Source organism: Mycobacterium sp. UNC410CL29Cvi84 (genome assembly GCF_000686745.1).
In the GTDB taxonomy this organism is placed as follows: Bacteria; Actinomycetota; Actinomycetes; order Mycobacteriales; family Mycobacteriaceae; genus Mycobacterium; species Mycobacterium mucogenicum_B.
Map to the genome: position 1 here is coordinate 35,394 of NZ_JMLM01000019.1, position 16,361 is coordinate 51,754.

General features: G+C 67.9%; 15 protein-coding genes. 11 read left to right on the plus strand and 4 right to left on the minus strand.

Annotation, left to right across the window (positions count from 1 at the left end):
* Positions 1 to 87 precede the first annotated feature (87 nt).
* The 8 genes from glnT (at position 88) to BR47_RS0123275 (ending at position 8,727) form a co-directional block, all read left to right on the plus strand.
* Positions 88 to 1,425 carry a type III glutamate--ammonia ligase gene (glnT, locus tag BR47_RS0123240; protein WP_029120942.1) on the plus strand — a complete coding sequence of 446 codons (1,338 nt, stop codon included), beginning with the start codon at positions 88 to 90 and terminating at the stop codon, positions 1,423 to 1,425.
* A gap of 65 nt (positions 1,426 to 1,490) precedes the next feature.
* The gene (locus BR47_RS0123245) at positions 1,491 to 2,402 is read left to right on the plus strand and encodes a class II glutamine amidotransferase domain-containing protein (protein ID WP_029120943.1); all 912 of its coding nucleotides are present in this window, start codon (positions 1,491 to 1,493) and stop codon (positions 2,400 to 2,402) included.
* A complete protein-coding gene (locus BR47_RS0123250) occupies positions 2,399 to 3,079 on the plus strand; it encodes a protein glxC (protein WP_029105460.1) in 681 nt (226 codons plus the stop codon). Before BR47_RS0123245 ends, BR47_RS0123250 begins: the two co-directional genes overlap by 4 nt.
* 13 nt (positions 3,080 to 3,092) lie before the next feature.
* Positions 3,093 to 4,448 carry an FMN-binding glutamate synthase family protein gene (locus tag BR47_RS0123255; protein WP_020102463.1) on the plus strand — a complete coding sequence of 452 codons (1,356 nt, stop codon included), beginning with the start codon at positions 3,093 to 3,095 and terminating at the stop codon, positions 4,446 to 4,448.
* Positions 4,448 to 5,626: an NAD(P)/FAD-dependent oxidoreductase gene (locus BR47_RS0123260; protein ID WP_029120944.1), complete on the plus strand. Its 1,179-nt coding sequence runs from the start codon at positions 4,448 to 4,450 to the stop codon at positions 5,624 to 5,626. The genes BR47_RS0123255 and BR47_RS0123260 overlap by 1 nt, the downstream gene beginning before the upstream one ends.
* 34 nt (positions 5,627 to 5,660) lie before the next feature.
* Positions 5,661 to 6,977, plus strand: coding sequence for an allantoate amidohydrolase (locus tag BR47_RS0123265; RefSeq protein WP_029120945.1), 1,317 nt, complete (start codon positions 5,661 to 5,663; stop codon positions 6,975 to 6,977).
* A complete protein-coding gene (locus BR47_RS0123270; RefSeq protein WP_020102466.1) occupies positions 6,931 to 7,578 on the plus strand; it encodes a helix-turn-helix domain-containing protein in 648 nt (215 codons plus the stop codon). Before BR47_RS0123265 ends, BR47_RS0123270 begins: the two co-directional genes overlap by 47 nt.
* Before the next feature lie 63 nt (positions 7,579 to 7,641).
* Complete coding sequence (locus BR47_RS0123275) at positions 7,642 to 8,727, plus strand: nucleoside hydrolase (protein ID WP_051634956.1); 1,086 nt, start codon at positions 7,642 to 7,644, stop codon at positions 8,725 to 8,727.
* A 99-nt stretch (positions 8,728 to 8,826) separates the two neighbouring features.
* On the opposite strand, the gene BR47_RS0123280 is transcribed toward BR47_RS0123275, so the two are convergent.
* The 4 genes from BR47_RS0123280 to imuA' all read right to left on the minus strand — a co-directional run bounded on the left by BR47_RS0123280 (position 8,827) and on the right by imuA' (position 12,264).
* Entirely contained in the window at positions 8,827 to 9,249 is a 423-nt protein-coding gene (locus BR47_RS0123280; RefSeq protein ID WP_020102468.1) for an organic hydroperoxide resistance protein, read from the minus strand.
* Between the two features lie 51 nt (positions 9,250 to 9,300).
* Entirely contained in the window at positions 9,301 to 9,732 is a 432-nt protein-coding gene (locus BR47_RS0123285) for a MarR family winged helix-turn-helix transcriptional regulator (protein ID WP_020102469.1), read from the minus strand.
* A gap of 266 nt (positions 9,733 to 9,998) precedes the next feature.
* The gene (locus tag BR47_RS0123290; RefSeq protein WP_036427691.1) at positions 9,999 to 11,567 is read right to left on the minus strand and encodes a DNA polymerase Y family protein; all 1,569 of its coding nucleotides are present in this window, start codon (positions 11,565 to 11,567) and stop codon (positions 9,999 to 10,001) included.
* A 1-nt stretch (position 11,568) separates the two neighbouring features.
* Complete coding sequence (imuA', locus tag BR47_RS0123295; RefSeq protein ID WP_029120948.1) at positions 11,569 to 12,264, minus strand: DnaE2-dependent mutagenesis accessory factor ImuA'; 696 nt, start codon at positions 12,262 to 12,264, stop codon at positions 11,569 to 11,571.
* Between the two features lie 209 nt (positions 12,265 to 12,473).
* On the opposite strand from imuA', the gene BR47_RS0123305 reads away from it, so the two are divergent.
* The 3 genes from BR47_RS0123305 to BR47_RS0123315 are packed head-to-tail and all read left to right on the plus strand — an operon-like array spanning position 12,474 to position 16,341.
* Positions 12,474 to 12,740: a hypothetical protein gene (locus tag BR47_RS0123305; RefSeq protein WP_029120949.1), complete on the plus strand. Its 267-nt coding sequence runs from the start codon at positions 12,474 to 12,476 to the stop codon at positions 12,738 to 12,740.
* Positions 12,741 to 12,799: 59 nt separating this feature from the next.
* Positions 12,800 to 14,434 carry a S53 family peptidase gene (locus tag BR47_RS0123310; RefSeq protein ID WP_020102473.1) on the plus strand — a complete coding sequence of 545 codons (1,635 nt, stop codon included), beginning with the start codon at positions 12,800 to 12,802 and terminating at the stop codon, positions 14,432 to 14,434.
* Positions 14,431 to 16,341, plus strand: a complete 1,911-nt coding sequence (locus tag BR47_RS0123315; protein WP_020102474.1) for a hypothetical protein — start codon at positions 14,431 to 14,433, stop codon at positions 16,339 to 16,341. The genes BR47_RS0123310 and BR47_RS0123315 overlap by 4 nt, the downstream gene beginning before the upstream one ends.
* Positions 16,342 to 16,361: the final 20 nt, after the last annotated feature.

The following is a 16,361-nucleotide window of genomic DNA, read 5'->3' on the forward strand; positions in this document are numbered from 1 at the left end:
GAAGTTACGTAGCTGCTGTTGCAATCCCCAACGTCGCCGTGTCTACTATTGAGAAACGATGATTCCTATCAGTAGTCGGGAGCTGGCATGACGAAGCCCAACACACTTGCGGAATTGGCCGCGGAGGCGGGAACCAAGTTCATCCTCGCGCTCTTCGTCGACCTGAACGGCAAGCCGTGCGCCAAGCTGGTGCCGGTCGAAGCGGTCGACGAACTCGCCGCCGACGGAGTCGGGTTCGCCGGCTACGCGGTCGGCGCGATCGGCCAGGAGCCGAAGGACCCCGATCTGGTCGCCATGCCCGATCCTGCGTCGTTCACACCGATCCCCTTCGTCAAAGAGGGCCTGGCCCTTGTGCATTGCGATCCGCATGTCAACGGCGAGCCGTGGCCGTTCGCACCGCGCAACATCCTCAAGGCCATGATCCAGCAGGCCGCCGACGCCGGATTCGAACCGTGGATCGGCGCCGAGGTCGAGTACTTCCTACTCAAGCGGAACGCCGCCGGCACATTGGTGCCGGCCGATGACCAGGACACCGCGGCCCAACCGTGTTACGACGCCCGCAGTGTCACCCGGATGTACGACCACCTGTCATCGATCAGCACTGCCATCAACGGTCTGGGCTGGGGCAACTATGCCAACGACCACGAGGACGGGTCCGGCCAGTTCGAACAGAACTTCAACTACGCCGAGGCGCTGACCACCTGTGACCGCGTCATCACCCTGCGCTACCTGCTCAACGTGATGGCTGCTGAACGGGGCATGATCGCCACGTTCATGCCGAAACCGTTCGCGAACAAGACCGGATCCGGCCTGCACATGCACATGTCACTCACCAGTGGCGGCACCCCGGTGTTCCCCACCGAACCCCACGAGGACGACCGCGGCCTCGCGATGTCCGCGACCGCGTACTCGTTCATCGCCGGCATCCTCGATCACGCATGCGCCATGCAAGCGGTTATCGCGCCAACGGTCAACTCCTACAAGCGAACCGGCGCCATCTCGACGGCGTCGGGTGCGTCCTGGGCGCCGCGCTTTCCGACCTATGGCGGCAACGACCGCACCCATTACGTGCGCGTCCCGGACAGCAGTCGCATCGAAATGCGCGGAGCCGACGGTTCGGCCAACCCGTATCTGGCGGCGGCCGTCGCACTCGCCGCCGGACTGGACGGCATCAAGCGGGCTGCTGACCCCGGCGCCCTGGGCACGGGACCGAAACAGGAACGCCTCCCCGCCACTCTGTTGCACGCGATCGAACGGCTGGAGACCGACGAGGTGATGACCGGCGCACTGGATGCCGCCATCCCGCCCAACACCGATATCCCCAGTGTCGCCGCCTATTTCGCGCGTCTGAAGAAGACCGAGTTCTGGGACTGGCATTCCGCGGTCGGCGCGTGGGAACACGAGCGCTACCTCACCGCTTTCTGAGCACGGCAACAAAACCTCTGTCGGCCAACAACATCGGGCCGCGACGAGAAAGGACCAGTAAAACCATGTGCGGAATCGTCGGGTTGCACCTGCGCAACCCCGAGCTCTATCCCAGGCTGGGTGAACTGTTGGCCGGCATGCTGACCGCCATGGAGGCGCGCGGCGCCGACTCCGCCGGGATCGCCGTGTATGGCGACCCCCAATGGTCACCGCCGGGTCAGAGCACCATCTCGCTGATCGAAGTCGGCGAGTCCCGCGAACAGGTCGCGGAAGCACTCGGCGCCCGCCTGGGCGCCGAAATCACCGTAATCGCGCGCGATGTGACGTATCTGGTGTCGGCGTCCACGACACCCGAGGCACTACTCGCGGCGGCCAAGGTGGAGTACCCGCACGCCCTCGTCGGGGGATTCGGCACCGATGTGGCGGTGCTCAAGGGTGTCGGCACGCCCACGTCGCTGGTCGGGAATTGGGGGCTGGCCGGTGCACAGGGCTGGCAGGGCGTCGGTCATACCCGGATGGCCACCGAATCGGCAGTGACGCCCAGTGGCGCACATCCGTATGCGGTGGGCCCGGATCAGTGTTTGGTGCACAACGGTTCGTTCGCCAACCATGCCGGTATCCGGCGCGACCTGCGCGCCGCCGGCGTCGAATTCGATTCCGAGAACGACACCGAGGTCGGTGCCCGCTTCGTGGCCCACGAGCTGGCCGCGGGATCCGATGTCGAGCAGGCACTGACCGATCTGACAACAACATTCGACGGCTTCTACACGCTGCTGGTCTCGAACAGCGACAGCTTCGCCATCGTGCGCGACGCCATCGCGTGCAAGCCCGCGGTGATCGCCGAAACCACGGACTGGGTGGCCATGGCATCGGAATTCCGCGCCCTGGCGCATCTTCCGGGGATCGAGGACGCCCGCATCTGGGAGCCCGAACCCGAAGTGGTCTACGCCTGGAGCCGAGAGGCGGTGCCGGCATGAGCGACGCACCAACAACTTTCGACCTTTCGGCCGTGAGTCTGCGTGACGTGAATGCGGCCCTGCACGCCGACGGCATCGACGGCCAGTTCGTCATCACCAATCCCCAGGGCGCCCACAACGTCGCCGTCGGGGTCAACTCGCCGGTCGAGATCACGGTCCACGGCCATGTCGGTTACTACGCCGCCGGCATGAACCAGAAGGCCGAGATCACCGTCAACGGCAATGCCGGACAAGGTCTGGCCGAGAACATGATGAGCGGTGTCGTCCACGTCACCGGCGACGCATCGCAATCGGCGGGCGCCACGGGGCGTGGCGGCCTGCTCGTCATCGACGGCAATGCTGCCGCCCGGTGCGGCATCTCGCTGAAGGGGCTGGACATCGTCGTCGGTGGCTCGGTGGGCCATATGAGCGCGTTCATGGCGCAGAAGGGCCGCATCGTCATCCGCGGTGATGCCGGTGACGCCCTCGGTGACTCGATCTACGAGGCCCGGCTGTACGTCCGAGGAGAAGTGAAATCCCTTGGTGCGGACTGCATCGAGAAGCCGATGGAGGCCGAACACCTCGAGGAGCTCGCGGGCCTGCTCAAGGCGGCCGGCTACGACGACGACCCGGCCACGTACCGGCGCTACGGCTCGGCACGCAACCTCTATCACTTCCAAGTACACAACTCCTACTGATTGAGGCCAGCTCATGACCTTCTCGGCAGACGACCGCGCCAACCGCGGTCTACGTGAGTCCGCGACCTTCGACCGCGCCACCATCGCCGCCATCCACCGGGCAGCGGAGACCGGCATCTACGACATCCGCGGCTGGGGCGCCAAGCGCGCACTCCCCCACTTCGACGACCTCCTCTTCCTCGGCGCCTCGATGTCGCGCTACCCCCTCGAGGGCTATCGGGAGAAGTGCGGTACCGACGTGGTGTTGGGGGCACGGAACGCCAAATACCCACTGCACCTGGATATCCCGGTCACCATCGCCGGCATGTCGTTCGGGGCGCTGTCCGGCCGGGCCAAGGAGGCGCTCGGGCGCGGCGCCTCAGAAGTGGGTACGTCCACCACCACGGGTGACGGCGGCATGACGCCTGAGGAACGCGGCCACTCCAAACACCTTGTCTACCAATATCTGCCGAACCGGTACGGGATGAATCCGGATGACCTACGCCGCGCCGACGCCATCGAGGTGGTGCTGGGCCAGGGCGCCAAACCCGGCGGTGGCGGAATGCTGCTGGGCCAGAAGGTCTCCGAACGCGTCGCCGGGATGCGCGATCTGCCGCAGGGCATCGACCAGCGCTCGGCGTCGCGGCACCCCGACTGGACCGGCCCCGATGACCTGACCATCAAGATCAACGAGCTCCGTGAGATCACCGACTGGGAGAAGCCGATCTACGTCAAGGTCGGCGCGTCGCGCACGTACTACGACGTCAAACTCGCGGTACACGCCGGCGCGGACGTCGTGGTGGTCGACGGGATGCAGGGCGGCACGGCGGCCACCCAGGAGGTCTTCATCGAACACGTCGGCATCCCGACCCTGGCCGCGGTACCGCAAGCGGTGCAGGCCCTGCAGGAGCTCGGCGTGCACCGCAAGCCCGACGGCGTCCAATTGATCGTCTCGGGCGGTATCCGCACCGGCGCCGACGTCGCCAAGGCGCTGGCGCTCGGCGCCGACGCCGTCGCGATCGGCACCGCCGCACTGATCGCGCTCGGCGACAACCACCCCAGGTACGAGGCCGCGTACGCCCAACTCGGCTCGGCGGCAGGCTTTTTCGACGATTTCCAGGATGGCCAGGACCCGGCCGGCATCACGACGCAGGACCCGGTGCTGCAGCAGGCACTGGATCCGGTCGACGGCGGCCGCCGCGTCGCCAACTACCTGCGGGTGCTGACCATGGAGGCACAGACCATCGCACGCGCCTGCGGCAAGGCGCACGTCACGCACCTGGAGCCCGAAGACATGGTTGCCGTGTCCATCGAGGCTGCCGCCATGGCACGGGTGCCCCTGGCCGGGACGTCGTGGATTCCGGGCCACTCCGCGGCAGGTGGTTTCTGATGGCATCGAAAGCCGTGGTCATCGGCGGCGGCCTCATCGGTCTGTCCATCGCGAACTCCCTCACTGAGCGCGGACTCACGGATGTCCTTGTACTGGAACGGCATCAGCTGGCCAGCGGTGGAACCGGAAAATCATCGGGCATCGTTCGCGCCCACTACGGTGTGCCATCGATCGCCGCAATGGCCTGGCGCAGCCTGCCGGTGATCGAACAGCTGGGAGACGCCGTCGGGTTCCGCCAGGTCGGCTACGCCGTGCTGGTCGGTGAGGACAACGTCGATGCGCTGAGTGCGAACACGGCCATGCACCAATCGCTCGGCGTCGAGGTCGAACTGATCGACGCCGACACCCTGCAGAAACTGTGGCCGATGCTCGAAACGTCCGATGTGGCACTGGCATCGTACGAACCACGGGGCGGATTCGCCGACGCCACCCAGCTGGCACTGCACTTCGGGCAGACGGCCCGCGCGGCGGGCGCCAGGATCCGGCAGAACACGCCCGTCGCCCGTGTCGTGACCGCCGGCGACAAGGTCACCGGGGTCATGCTGGAGAACGGTGACCTCATCGACGCCGATCTGGTGATCGTGGCCAACGGCTGGTGGTCGGCAAAGCTGTTGGCCGCCATGGGCATCGACTTTCCCATCGAGGCGTATCGATCGGAACTGCTGATCGTCGACGCCGGCACACCTCTGCCGGACCTGCCGGTGATCTCCGACCTGATCAGCCTGCAGTACTGCCGCGTCGAAGGCTCCGGCCAGTTCCTGGTCGGCAACAGCGACCACGCGGACTTTCAGAAGAAGTTCGTCGACCCGGACAACTACTCGAATGTCGCGGCGGAGGCATCCGTCCTGGCCTACGGCGAAAAGGTGATGCACCGGTTCCCCGGCTTCCCCGAGCCGGCGGTGACCCACACCTACGCCGGCGTGTATGACGTTCCGCCGGACTGGAATCCGGTGATCGCGCCAGTCGGCGGGGTCGACGGGTTGATCCTGGCGGCCGGTTTCGCCGGCCACGGATTCAAGATCAGCCCCGCGGTCGGCGAGCTGGTTGCGGACCTGGTGTTCGAGGGTGACAGCACCGATCCCGACATCCCGGCCACGGACTTCCGGCTGGAACGGTTCGCCGAAGGCAAGCCGCTCAACAGCCTGCACCCGTACGTCGGTGCGGGCGAGATGCGCTGACTACCTCGAATCTCTCTGTCAAAAAGGATCTTTCATGCCTGACACCGTCACCTCGTTGCTTGCCGAGATCGCCGGTACCGGCGTCGACAACCAGCGCGGCGGCTACACCCGACCCGTCTACTCGACCGCCGAGCTCGACCTGCGATCGTGGTTCGTCGCGCACGCGACAAAGCGCGGCCTGGACATCGAGACCGACCGCAACGGGATCATCTGGGCCTGGTCGGGCGGAGTCGGCGACGACGCCGTCGTCACCGGCAGTCACCTGGATTCCGTGCCCGGCGGCGGCGCCTACGACGGACCGCTCGGGGTGGCGTCGGCGTTGGTCGCTTTCGATCTACTGGCCGCCCGCAGTGTCGGCGGGCGGCGGGCCATCGCGGTGTTCCCCGAGGAGGAGGGTTCCCGGTTCGGGGTCGCGTGCCTGGGCTCGCGGCTGCTGACCGGAGCGATCGACCCGGACCGGGCCCGATCACTGACCGACAGCAGCGGAACCACATTCACCGAGGCAAGTCGTTGCGCCGGAATCGATCCGGCGCATCTGGGGCCCGACCCGGAGTCGCTCGGGCGGATCGGAACGTTCATCGAACTCCACGTCGAACAGGGCCGCGGGCTGATCGACCTGGCCAGGCCGGTGGCCGTCGCGTCGTCCATCCTCGGCCACGGCCGGTGGCGGCTGTCGTTCACCGGCGAGGGCAACCACGCCGGCACGACGCTCATGGCGGACCGGGCCGACCCAATGGTGGCCGCCGCCCGGCTGATCACGGCAGTCCAGACACAGGCGCGGGCCATCAGCGGCGCACGCGCCACCGTCGGCCGGATCGTCCCGGTGCCCGGCGGCACCAACGTCATCGCCTCGCGCGTGGATCTCTGGCTGGACGTACGTCACCCCGAAGACGCGGTGACCAAGTTCCTGGTGCACGAGATCGCGGAGGCCGCCAACGCCGCCGCCCTCGGCGAAGGCTGCAGTGTCACCATGACCGAGGAATCATTCAGCGCCACTGTTGATTTCGATTCATCGTTGCGTGACGGGTTGAGCGCTACGCTCGATGACGCACCGATACTGGGCACCGGCGCGGGGCATGATGCCGGGGTCTTGAAGGACCATGTGAGCACCGCAATGTTGTTCGTGCGCAACCCAACCGGCGTCTCCCACGCGCCCTCCGAAGCTGTCGAGAGCACCGACGCCGAGGCCGGCTCGGTCGCCCTGGCCGACAGCCTGCAGCATCTCCTCCAGACCCAGTCGGCGCGGACGGATCCCAACGCGCGCCGTCTACTGACAGTGGACGTTGATGCGTTACGGTTGACGGGTGGAGAACGACGAAACGCTACTTCGCAATGCGGGCACCACCCGTAACCGACGGCCCGACGACAAGGTCGAGGAACTCGAGCTCGAGGTCGCCATCGCGCGCAATGTTCGTCAGCTGCGCCACAATTCGGGTCTGTCGGTCGGCGAGATGGCGGCCCGCATCGGCATCTCCAAGGCCATGCTTTCCAAGGTGGAGAACGCCCAAACATCCTGCTCGCTGAGCACCCTTGCGCTGCTGTCCAAAGGTTTCGACGTACCGGTGACATACCTGTTCCGCGGCGCCGACACCGAGCGGCCCGCGTCGTTCGTCAAAGCCGGCAAGGGCACCCCGATCGTCCGCAGCGGCTCACAGGCCGGCCACGAATACGAACTGCTGGGCGGGCTCCGCGGCGAGCACAAGCGCCTGGAATGCCTGATGGTGACGCTCAACGAGGACAGTGAGGTCTACCCGCTGTTCCAGCATCCCGGGACCGAATTCATCTACATGCTCGACGGCGTCATGGACTACGGCCATGGCCATTCCGAGTACCGGCTCGAGCCCGGCGACTCACTGCAGTTCGACGGTGAGGGCGTCCACGGGCCGACCCGGCTGATCCGGCTGCCGATCCGTTTTGTGTCGGTCATCGCATTCCCCGATGGCGCGATATAGATAACAGGCCCAGAGCCCGCGATCGGACTGCCCGTTCCCGCGCGGCCATTTAGGGTTGGCGACATGACAGGGGGCTTACTACCCGCCGGCCAGGCCAGGGTGCAGCCGGTTTTTGCCGATGTCGACACCGGCGTAGACGACGCGATGGCACTGGCCTACCTGCTGGCCAGCGCCGACGCCGAGCTGGTGGGCATCGCGTCCACCGCGGGCAACGTCCCCGTCGACCAGGTATGCGTCAACAACCTGGGGTTGCTGCAGCTGTGTGGTGTCGGCCCCATCCCGGTTTCCAGGGGCTCGAGCGTCCCGCTGGTCGCGCCGTTGCGCACCGCCGAGGACACCCACGGCCCGCAGGGGCTGGGCTATGCGGAACTGCCTGAGCCCAGTGCCGAGTCCGAGACCGGTGGCGTGCTCACCGAGTACGACGCCGCCGAGGCCTGGATTCAGGCCGCCCGCGAATACCCCGGCGAGTTGATCGGTCTCGTCACGGGCCCGCTGACCAACTTCGCGCTGGCGCTGCGGCAGGAACCGTCGCTCCCCCGGCTGCTGCGACGCCTGGTGATCATGGGCGGGGCCTTCGACTACCGCGGCAACACCACGCCGGTGTCCGAGTGGAACATCAGCGTCGACCCGGAGGCCGCGGCTGAGGTGTTCTCGGTCTGGGGCGCGGCGTGGGGTCTGGAGGACCCGGCCCACCTGCCAATTGTGCTGGGGCTCAACCTGACCGAGAACGTTGCGATGACGCCGTCACTGCTGAGCCGGCTGGCGACCGCAGCGGGCGGACCGTCGTCCCCGATGAGCGTGCTGGACGATCGTGGGACGCGGTCATCGTCGTCCAACCCGTTGATCCGGGTGCTGGAAGACGCCATGCGGTTCTACTTCGAGTTCCATTTCGACCAGGGCGAGGGTTATCTGGCACACCTGCACGATCCGCTCGCGGCGGCCGTCGCGCTGGACCCGGACATCGTCCGGTACCAGCAGGCGACGGTCGATGTGGAACTGCTGGGCACGCTGACGCGCGGCATGACGGTCGCCGACTGGCGCGGACACTGGGGGCGCCAGCCCAATGCCCACATCGGTATCGAGGTCGACCCGGTGGCGTTCTTCGATCGGTTCATCGAGCGGGTCGGGGCCTTCGCGTCCAAGCTATGAGGGGTGTTCAGACGACTCCGCGAGCAGACGTAAAACTGTCATTTTCCAACGGAATTCGACAGTTTTACGTCTGCTCGCGAATGTGTCGGCGGCGGAAGTTCAGTCGTCCGTGACGGTGATCTTGACGTCGATGTTGCCGCGAGTGGCGTTGGAGTAGGGGCAGACCTGGTGAGCCTTGTCCGCGAGCTCCTGCGCGGCGTCGTGCTCCAGGTTGGGCAGGGTGATCTCCAGCTCGACCGCCAGGCCGAATCCGCCGTTGTCCAGCTGTCCGAGCGAAACCCGGGCCCCCACAGACGAATCGGTGACGTCAGCCTTGGCTTCGCGGGCGACCAAGCGCAGTGCCGAGTGGTAGCAGGCGGCGTAGCCGATGGCGAACAGCTGCTCGGGGTTGGTGCCGTTGCCGCTGCCACCCATCTCCTTCGGGATGGCCAGATCCAGGTCCAGCTTGCCGTCGGAGGTGCGGCCGTGGCCGTCGCGACCTTCGCCGGTGGCCAGGGCTTCTGCGGTGTACAGCGTCTTCATGTCGATCTCCTTGTGGTGGTTGGTGCCGGTGACGCAGGTTGCGTCGGTAAATCAGTGCGATGCGGTGAGCGCATCGGTCAATCGGTGAATCGCATCGCGCAGGTCTGTTGCTTCCCGCTCGGTGATGCCCATCCGGGCGCCCAGCTGTTGGGGAATGCACTGAGCCTTCCCTTCGAGCTTGCGGCCGGCCGGAGTCAGAGTCACCTCGACCTGACGCTCGTCCTGCAGCGACCGTTCACGACGGATGAATCCATTGGCTTCCAACCGTTTCAGTAGCGGTGAGAGAGTCCCCGAATCCAGCTGCAGCCGCTCACCCAGGCGCCCGACCGTGACCCGATCCTCTTCCCACAGCACCAGCAGCACGAGGTACTGCGGGTAGGTGAGGTTCAGCTCGGTCAGGATCGGCCGGTAGGCCGCCGTCATCGCTCGCGACGCCGAGTACAAGGCGAAGCAGAGTTGGCGATCCAAGGTGAGTGCGTCCACGTGAAGAACTGTAGCCCACAATTCAGTTGTGCACAACCATAATTTTTTTTGTTCTTCCAGCAGGCCTCGAAGATGCCGCTTGGTTCGGGTACTTCCGGCGGCGCCACAGTCCACCCGTCCCTGAGGGGTGCTACGGCGAATGTGCAGCTTCGGACGGTGGACCTGCGAAATATCGAACGAAACCTGCACATTCGTCATAGGAAGCGATCGGCGACCACTGGGTGCTGCCCCGCCCAGGAACTCCATGGTTCGAACTGCAGCGCGGCCTATTCATAAACCCCCTCCACGTACCACCGCCGCTGCCGGTAGCACAGCAGCAGCGCACGACTCTCCCCGTCGTCCCCGATCAACACCTGAGCCCGTGCCGTGCGGCCCTTCCCCCGCTCCGGGTCCCACCAGCGTTCGTCGACCGGCCACGGCCCCGCCCACCAGCGCAACGCCCCGCGATAACCCGAACCCGTCAGCCCCACCGGATCGGTGGAGAACATGCCCCGGTCCGTCACCCGAACCGAATCACCGCGTACGTCAACAAGTTCCACCGGATCATCCAGCAGGACCACCGGAGCCGGCTCCGGCAGTCGCCCCGGCCACGGCTGGGTCGGATCGTTCAACGGCACCACCTCATCCCCCAGCGGGGTCAGCGTGATGCGCTCGGCCGGCCCCCGCCCACCACTGAGCACCGGCACCTGCACCGCCTCCGGCCCGAGCAGACCCTGGACCCGCACCAGCGCCCGCCGAGCGCGCATCCGGTCGTCATCTCCGGAAGATCCCCACAACGGCAACTGCAGCGCCGCGGCCGAGACCACCTCGACCGGATGCAGCCGCAACACCGTGATGGGCCCGGTGGGTCCGGCCCCGCCCAGTCCCCGCCTGGTCAGCCAGCCGTCCAGCTGCCACCGCACCCGGTCCGCGGTGGCGTCCTCGGTCAGCGGCTCGGCGCACCGCCAGACCCGTTGCAGTTCCTCACCGTTGGCGGTCACCGCATCGATGGCCAACCGGGTGCACCCCACCCCGGCGGACTCCAGGCTGCGGTGCAACCGGCCCGCCAGCGAGCGTCCGGCGAATGCCGCCGCGTCCACCCGGTCGATCGGCGGGTCGCAGTCCATCACGGCATCGAGATCCGCCGGTGTCTCCGGCCCCGACGGGCGGCGCGCCGGTTCACCCCGCGAAAACCGGTGCGCGACCACGGCATCGGTACCGAACCGGGACGCCACGTCGGTCCGGGACAGCGCGGCGAACTGCCCGATGGTTCGGATACCCATGCGCCACAACAAGTCCGCCAGTTCTTCCCGGCCCTCGCCGGACAGGCTCGGCTCGGTGGCCAACTGCCGGATGGACAATCCGGCGAGAAACTGCGCATCCTCACCCGGCGCGAGAATGCGTCCCGCCCGGGCCGCGAAGACCGCCGTGGGCAGCTGGTCGGCGATGCCCACCTGGCATTCGACCCCCGCCGCACCCACCGCGTCGACCAATCGTTCAGCCGCGGTCTGCTCCGATCCGAAATACCGGGCCGCGCCACGTACCGGCAACACCAGCAGCCCCGGCCGCAGCACCTCTGCGCGCGGCACGACCTCGTCGACCGCGGCCGTCACCCCCTCGAAATGCCGGGCGTCCCGCGCCGGATCGGCGGTGGCAACGTGCAATTGGGGGCAGCGGGCCTGAGCCTCCCTGCGCCGCAATCCCCTTCGGACGCCCGATGCACGGGCCGACGCCGAACAGGCCGCCACCCGGTTCGCCAGAGTGACGGCCACCGGTTCGGTCACCGGCAGCCCGGCCGCCACTGCCGCCGCCACGGCGGGCCAGTCCATGCACCAGATGGCCAGTACCCGGGACATCTCAGCCACCCACCGCTCGCAGCGGGCGCATCGAGCGGCCGCGGGCCCGGGTGTCCAGCCGTACCCGGCCGATCCGTCCGCACCCCGGCGTCGGGTCCCCAGCGCCCGCGCCGACCACCTCGTACCCGCGGACCCTGGCCTCCAGCCGGGCCGTCGCCCCGGGCCAGTCGCCGTCGGTGACCAGCAGGGTGCACTCGCGCTGCCGGGCCCGGGACGCCACCACCCGCGCCCGGCCGGCCGGAACGGACTTGCCGCCCAGGCCGAGCAGCACCAGGTCGAGCCCGTCCATGAGCACCGCGGCCACCTCCACCGGGTCCGGCCCCGGGTCCGGGATGAGCGCGATGCGTTCCAGGTCGGCCCCCATCTCCACCGCGGCCAGCAGCCCGACCTTGGGCTGACCGACGATGGCCGCATACCCACCGGCCGCCGTCACCGCGGCCACCATCCGCAACGGCAGCGAGCGGGCCCCCGAGAGCACCGCGACCGTGCCGCGGGGCAACACGTCAGGCAGCAGCTCAGACTGCGGATCCGATGGTTCCAGCAAACTTTCGGGAACCTTCGGAGCCGGCTCGGGCCGCCCCCGGTCCCGGCCGCGCAAACCCGCCGGTCCCGACATCTCGGCGATCTTGCGCCGGAGTTGTTCCAGCTGGTCAGCGCGGTCAATCCGGCTATTCGCCAGACTGGTCACAGCCGCCACAACAACACCTCCCGCACCATCGGACACTGTCAATATTCGAATATTTGTTCGATACCGTGAGTAAACACCCACCCACCGACACGGTCAAGCCGCCGGTGACCCACAACACCGCCATCGCAGCGTTCTGACCTGTACGCTCGTAACTGGAATAGGTCCGGAAATCCCGCTCGGGGCTTGGTGGACCGCTGCGCTAGTGGAAGGCATGCATCATGCGTTCGAATCGTCTGGTCCACCGCGTCACCGCCGCAGCGGGAGGCACCGCACTCATCGCGATGATCGGCCTCACCGCCGGCTGCGGCGAGGAGAAGAAGGCCCCCGAGACGCCGTCGTCGACCACCACCACCACCACCACCACGACCACATCGGCGGTCACCCCGACCGAGAAGTCGATCAGCCCGGGCGGCGGCAACCTGTTCACCCCGTCGGTCACCGCCAACCCGGCGCCCACCGCCACACCGGGCACGCACCGCAACTGACAACTGGCCCGGGTTGCCTACCGGCCCAGCAGAATCCGAGTTCGCGCTACCGTTGGTACATGCCACCGCCGAATCGGACACCACACCGGCGATGGCTGGTTGCCCTGGTACTTGCCGCCACGCTGACGCTGGTGGTCATCAACCTGCCCACCCCGGGCCGGCCGACCGCGGCGCCGGACCAACCGTCGGGCACCATCGACGGTCCCTTCGCGTCGCTGCTCGCCTCCTCGACAGATCTCGGGCCCGCCCATCCGCAGCGCGTCCAGCTCACCGCCACGCTCGATGCGAACCATCGACCGGACGCGCTGATCAATTGGGCTGAGCTGCAACGCCTTTCGGTGCGCTGGCGCCCCGGCGACAACTGGGCCGTCGTCGAAGGCGCCCCCGACCGGATGGGCGCCGCTTTCGGGGTCGAGGTGCACGACTATCGCGGCCGGCGTGGACAGGAGTTCTACGCCGCGCCGCAGCAACCCCAGCTCCCCACCGAACTACAAGGCACGGTCGCCGAATTGGGCCGGATCCTCAGCTACACCCCGCACCACGATTCGGCACCGCAGGACCCGCCGCAGGGTGTCCCGGAACGCGGCCTGACCCCGAGCCACCTGCTCAGCGCCTACCACGCCGACAAGTTGAGCGCCGCCGGCCACACGGGCAAGGGCACCACGGTGGTGGTCTTCGCCTTCAACGGCTACGACCAAGCCGACCTGGACCAGTTCTCCACCACCTTCGGCCTACCCAAGTTCACTCCGACCCTCATCGGCGGGCAACCCGGCGACGAGCGTGGCGAGACCACCATGGACCTCGAGGTGATCCATGCCATCGCCCCCGACGCCCGACTGGTCGTGGTCAACGCCCGTCCGACGGTCACCGGCGACGGCGCGTACGTGAAGATCGGCGAGCTGTTCGAGCAGACCGACCGTGATTTCCCCGGCGCGATCTGGAGCCTGTCGATCGGCTGGGGCTGCGACAAACTGACCACCGCGGCCGACCTCGCACCCGTCCGCTCGGCGTTGGCCGCCGCAGAATCGCACGGCACCTCGGCATTTGACGCCAGCGGCGACCTGGCCGGACTGGAGTGCAAGGGCGGCGACGACTGGGACTCTCCTCCCGGCCCGGCCGACATCGGGCTGGATTCGGTGGCGTCGCTGCCCGAGATGACCAACGTCGGCGGCAGCACCCTGTCCACCGACGCCGACGGCAGGTGGGTGGACGAACAGGCCTGGTTCAACGTCCCGCTCTCCCAGGGCACCGGCGGCGGGGTTTCCACACTGTTCGAGCAGCCACGCTGGCAGGCGGCCGCGGCGAACCAGGTCGACCCGAAGCGCAGCGCCGGAAAGCGCATGACGCCGGACATCTCGGCCGTCGCCGATCCCTACACCGGCGTACGGATCGTGGTGGACAAGGAGGTGGTCGTCGGCGGCGGCACCTCGCAGTCCGCACCGATCTGGGCCGGGCTGACGGCCGTCATGACGCAATACCTCACCGCCAACGGCGGACGTCCGATCGGTGCGCTCAACCCGCTGCTGTATCGGATCGCCACCGGCGCCCCACGACCGGCATTCCGCGATATCACCTTGGGCGGCAACGCCGTTGACACCGCGGGCCCGGGCTACGACCTGGTCAGCGGCCTCGGCACCCCGAACGTGGAGAACCTGGCGGAAAACCTGTTGTTGCTGCAGAAGGTGACGCAATGACCACCCAGCTCGAAGACCGGCCGATGATGGAGTGCGAGGTCTGCCAGCTGGACGTCCCGGCCGGCGAGTACTGCGGGCTGTGCGGCGCGCCGCTGAGCGAACACCGCCACGACGGACCGCATTGGTTGCGCGCGCGGTCGTTCAGCGCCGCGCCCGGCCAGCATCTGCTTCGCCTGTCGATCACCAGCTCGCTGTTCCCGCACCTGTCCCCTCGGTCGCGCACGTCGTTCATGCTCGGGCTCGTCGCCCTGGTGCTCGCCCTGGTCGCCACCGCGATGCTCCGCCTGCCCGGCGCGCTCGTCGCCGTCGCCGTCCTCGGGCTGCCCGTGATCTTCGGAATCTATCTCCGGGAATCCGAATTCAACCAGGACGCACCGCGGGGCAACCTCTGGCTGACCGCCGGTCTCGCCGTCGCCCTGGGCGTCGGGTGGGCGCTACTCACCGGAGCGGTGGCCGCCCGGTCGTACGGCATCCCACTTGGCGCGGGTATCGCGGCGGCCCGCATGCTGCGGACCGGCCTCGGCGCCACGCTCGGTGGCCTACTGCTGATGCAGGTGCCCACACTGGTGATCCGCCTGGTCCGGCCCGGCCATCGAGAAGCCTTGCACGGCTATGCCATTGGCGCCCACGCAGCCATCTATTTCACCGCGGCGGCAACCCTTACCCGGCTGGCCCCACAGTTCGGCACCGGCATGGTCAACCGCGACCGCCCGCTGCAGGGCCTGTTGGTCGAGGCCGGCATCCGCGGCCTGGCCACCCCCATCATCGCCGCCACCGTCGGCGGCCTCATCGGTGCGGCGCTGTGGTTCACCCGGCCACCGAACAAGGCGCACCAACATCGCGGCTACGTCCGGCTGACGCTGACCCTGATCGCGGTGATCGTCGCCGTGGTCTATGCCCTGCTCGGCCTGATCGACGCGGTCCAGCTGCCCCAGTTCGTCCAGCTGGCAATGTATTTCGGGCTCACCCTCGTGGCGCTGCTGGCGTTGCGCGTCGGTTTGCACCTGGCGCTGCTGCACGAGGCCCACGACGACTACAACATGGACGAGCCGCTGCTGTGCACCCAGTGCGGCCACGTGGTGCCCGACGCCCCGTTCTGTGCGGCCTGCGGCGCCGCCACCCGGGCATCGTCACGGGCCGCGCGGCAGAGCCAGCGCACCGACCGCCCGGCACCCGCCGACAGCTTGACGGTGGGACTCCTCCCCGGCTACTCGCTGCACGCCCCTGCCTACGCGACGACGCCGACCCGGACCACGAAACGCGTTCAGGTGACACTGATCTTCGTCCTCGCCGCGGTGGTGGTGGCCGCGCTCCTGGTCGGGGTGTCCGGGCTCTTGGAGAAGCCGGCCGTACGGTACGTGTGCCCGCCGGAATGCGGCCATCCGCCCATGGGCCAACCGGTGACCATCAACCCCCGGTTCACCGCACCCGACGGCTCGTTCAGCGTCGCCTACCCGGCGACCGGATCGGCGTACGAAGTGACCAAGGACGACCACGGCGTACTGGCCAAACTGCTCGCCGGCGACGGCGGGATGCTGCAGCTGTTCAGCCGGCCCGCGACCGGACGTCAACCGAAAGACATTGCGGCCGAACTGGTCAAGGCGACCTATCCGGATGCCAAGACCGCGTACGAGATTCCGAACGCCATGGTCGGCTACCAGACGGGCTACGGCATCGTCGCCGACTGGTATCCGCAGGGCGCGAGCCGCCAGTACTCCCGGATGCGGCTGCTGGTGCTCGTCGCCGTCAAGAACGACCTGGCACTGATCGCCGCGGCCTCAGGTCCGTACCACCGCTTCGGACCGGACTTCGGCTCCGGGAAACCGTCCGCGGTCGGCCTGCAGCTGGCCCTCGACATGGGCCAGTACGTCAACAGCTTCGCGTGGCGGGGCGACCCGGCGCGCTGAGCCTCACCCGTCAGCGGAGG